The organism is Streptomyces niveiscabiei (assembly GCF_033794345.1).
GTDB lineage: Bacteria > Actinomycetota > Actinomycetes > Streptomycetales > Streptomycetaceae > Streptomyces > Streptomyces niveiscabiei.
On record NZ_JARAYJ010000132.1, the window covers coordinates 1 to 521 of the forward strand.

The 521-nt window shown below is 64.9% G+C and carries 2 protein-coding genes; both read right to left on the minus strand.

From position 1 onward, the window contains the following. On the minus strand, positions 1-205 hold a 205-nt coding region (locus tag PV682_RS44205), incomplete at its 3' end, for a helix-turn-helix domain-containing protein (RefSeq protein ID WP_319738627.1). A 49-nt stretch (positions 206-254) separates the two neighbouring features. After that, on the minus strand, positions 255-521 hold a 267-nt coding region (locus PV682_RS44210), incomplete at its 5' end, for a hypothetical protein (RefSeq protein ID WP_319738629.1).

Here is a 521-nt window from a genome sequence, read left to right on the forward strand (position 1 = left end):
TGAAGTTGTGGATCACGTCTCGGATTCGGTCCGCGCTGGTGAACGTCACTTCGGCGATCTTCGCCACGGACATGCCCTGCGCGGACAGCAGCACCATCTGGGCCCGACGCCAGGTCACCACCGATCCCGTGCCCCTGCGGATGATCCGCAGCAGTCTCCGGCCCTCGTCGTCATCGATCTCACGCACCCGCACCCGTTCGGCCATGCGCACATCCTGACAGCGACCGGGACTGCAGGACGGTGCTGCGGCGGCTTCACATCGCTCGGCGTTTCCTCAGCTCAGCGAGCCATTCCCGTACCTGTTCGGCATCGTGCAGGTAGCCGCCGCCATCGCTCGCGGGAAGATCGATTCCATAGAGGCAGTTCAGAGCCCACCAGGACAAGTCGTCCCAGACGATCCTGTCCTCCATCACCCACCTCGCCGCCCAGCGGTCAGCCTCGTCCCGGGACAGCCGGCCCGCGACAAGCCCAACGAAGCGATCTTCGATCTCATCAAGACTCGGCTGGCCGCTGGCATCCAT